Raw genomic sequence first — 2635 nt, 5'->3', positions numbered from 1 at the left:
TGAAGTTGAGGAAATAAGTGGGATTTTAATGGGTCTTGTAACTTTATTTTATCAAAATGGAAGAAGGCTATAGTTTTAAAGATGCCCTAGAAAAAGCCCAAGAATTAGGCTTTGCAGAAGCTGATCCAAAAGATGACATAGAGGGTTTTGATTCTATGAGAAAACTTAGGATAGCTGCATCGATTTTATTTAGAAAGGAAATAAAAGAAGAGGACATAGACCTTGAAGGAATTACAAAAATAAAAAAGACCATGTAAAAAAAGCAAGTGAAAGAGGGCTAAGGTATAAGCTAATAGCCTATGCAAATAAGGATGGTATCTATCAAGTAAGGCCCGAATTATTGGAGAAAAATTCTGTTTTTGGAAGTATAAAGGACAATGAAAATATATTCCAAATAAAATCCTCAAACTCCAAAGATTTAATCTTAAAAGGAAGAGGAGCCGGAAAAAGAGAAACAGGCTTTAGCGTTTTAAATGATTTTCTAAAATATATAGTAAAGAGACTGTATAAATTTGTGTATAGAAACCTCCTCGTATATTATAGTTGTAGTAATAAATACTACATTTTGTTCTCAATCCCACTTTCTTATGGGATAATAATTGTATAGATAGAGGTCGTAGTTAACCTCCTTGAAGCTAGTCTTCCTAAATTAGGGTTACGCCTCTTCTTTACGTCTTTATCAGTATGAGCTGGATAGCGCATTTCGTTGCTGTATGTCTAACGAGGTTTGATTGTCGTAAAGTTCTTGAGGGTCCTTTCTCTATCTAAATTTATATTAAAGCTAGGTGATTTTATGTTTTACATTGGTGTTGATATTGCAAAGAAAAACCACGAAGCCTCAATAATTGATTCTGATGGGAAACTTGTTTCTGAGTCCTTTTCTTTTTCTAATTCTATTAGGGGTTTAGAGAAGTTTCAGAAATTTATTTCCTCTTTTTCGATTGATTCTAACAACTGTATTATTGGTATGGAAGCTACTGGCCATTATTGGCTTTCGCTTTATTCTTTCTTAATTGATTTAGGTTTTTCTTGTGTTGTTATTAACCCTATTCAATCTGATGCTTTTAGAAAGATGTATATTAGACAGACTAAGAATGATTCTGTTGATTCTTTTGTTATTGCTCAAATTCTTAGGTTCGGTGAGTTTTCTGTTTCTCATTTTTCTGATGAGGATACTTTTGCTTTAAGAAATCTTTCTAGGTTCAGGTTTGCTCTTGTTGATGAAGCTTCTGATTGGAAGAGAAAGCTTGTTTGTATTTTAGATCAGGTTTTCCCTGAGTATTCTTCGCTTTTTTCTAATATTTATGGTGTGGCTTCTAAGGAGCTTTTGAGTAAGTATCCTTTGCCTGAGGATATGATTTCTATTCCTGCTGATGAGCTTGCTAAGATGTTGTCTAAGTGTAGTAAGGGTCGCTTTGGTATTGATAAGGATAAAGAAATTCAAGAGAAGGCTTCTAATTCTTTTGGTGTTAAGTTTGCTTTAAAGTCTTTTTCTTTTCAAATTAAACAGATTATTGCTCAAATTTCTTTTCTTGAAGATCAGATAGCTGATATTGAAGATGAAATTTCTTCTATGATTAATTCTTTATGCCCTGTTATTACTTCTATCACTGGTATTGGTGATGTCTTAGGCGCTGCTATTTTCTCAGAAATCGGTGATGTTTCACGATTTGAGAGAGCTAATCAGTTAGTTGCTTATGCTGGTTTAGATGTTGCTGTTAAGCAATCTGGAAATTTTAATGCTACCGATACTAAGATTTCTAAACGTGGTTCTCCTTATCTTAGACGTGCTATTTGGCTTGCTGCTAGTGTTGCTGCCTTTAAAGATCCTGCTCTGTCTGTGTATTATCAAAAACTTAGACAAAGGGGTAAAGCTCATGGTACAGCTATTGGTGCAGTTGCTAGAAAACTTACTAACATTATTTTTGCTGTTTTGAGGGATAACAAAGCTTACATACCTAATATTTAATTGTTATTTAGTTTTCTAAGCCTAATTTTTAGGCTTGTTTGACGTGCCATAAATTACAAGATTAATTATTTTCTATTTTCTCTTGACATTTGATAGCTGGTCTTAATACTTAAATATAAATCTCCCTTCAATAAACTATATTGTTTACTGTAGGGAGATTTTAGTTTAACTATATTTGTCTAAAATAGAAAGATCCTCAAATTTCTTTTCCAAAGCAATGCAAAGTATCAAAGCTAATTTAGCAGTGGGGTTGAATTGACCAGTTTCAATTGAGCTAATTGTATTTCTTGAAACACCCACCTCATCAGCTAACTGTTGTTGTGAATAGTCTTTTTCTTTTCTAACTTCTTTTAAAATGATTTTTTGAGAACTAGTTTATCATCCATAATCCATCACTACTTCAATGTTATAAGGTTAGCTACAAATAAGGCAATTCCTATAATCGCCATAAGTATCCCCATTAACAATTGCTTTCTTTCTTTTAATTTTGTATACTTAACAAGCTCTTTCGTTGCTTCAATACTAAAATAAATACTTAGTATTCCATAATTAAAGGAATTTGAAGAAAAAAAGCTTCAATTCCAAATAGGATGGCAGCAACAGCTAATCCGATTTGGCTGGAAACTTCACCTGCTTTTTTAAAAATATCAACCATCATCTCATCGT

1 protein-coding gene and 2 pseudogenes are annotated in these 2635 nt (G+C 32.6%); 2 read left to right on the top strand and 1 reads right to left on the bottom strand.

The window, feature by feature from the left end; genetic code table 11:
* Nucleotides 1-56: 56 nt before the first annotated feature.
* Together ANHYDRO_RS11485 and ANHYDRO_RS08395 are read left to right on the top strand one after the other, a co-directional pair.
* Nucleotides 57-607 (top strand): annotated as a pseudogene (locus ANHYDRO_RS11485) (hypothetical protein).
* A 186-nt stretch (nt 608-793) separates the two neighbouring features.
* Nucleotides 794-1969 (top strand): IS110 family RNA-guided transposase, encoded by a 1176-nt coding sequence (locus tag ANHYDRO_RS08395; protein ID WP_004815671.1) that lies wholly within the window; start codon nt 794-796, stop codon nt 1967-1969.
* 165 nt (nt 1970-2134) lie between these two features.
* Here ANHYDRO_RS08395 and ANHYDRO_RS09790 read toward each other — a convergent pair.
* Nucleotides 2135-2355 (bottom strand): annotated as a pseudogene (locus tag ANHYDRO_RS09790) (helix-turn-helix transcriptional regulator).
* Between the last annotated feature and the right edge of the window lie 280 nt (nt 2356-2635).

The organism is Anaerococcus hydrogenalis DSM 7454, from assembly GCF_000173355.1.
In the GTDB taxonomy this organism is placed as follows: domain Bacteria; phylum Bacillota; class Clostridia; order Tissierellales; family Peptoniphilaceae; genus Anaerococcus; species Anaerococcus hydrogenalis.
This window is presented reverse-complemented; position numbering and strand designations above follow the sequence as displayed.

Excerpts from the sequence above, each read along its gene's own strand:
- ANHYDRO_RS08395 (WP_004815671.1), top strand. The coding sequence starts at position 794 with ATGTTTTACATTGGTGTTGATATTGCAAAGAAAAACCACGAAGCCTCA.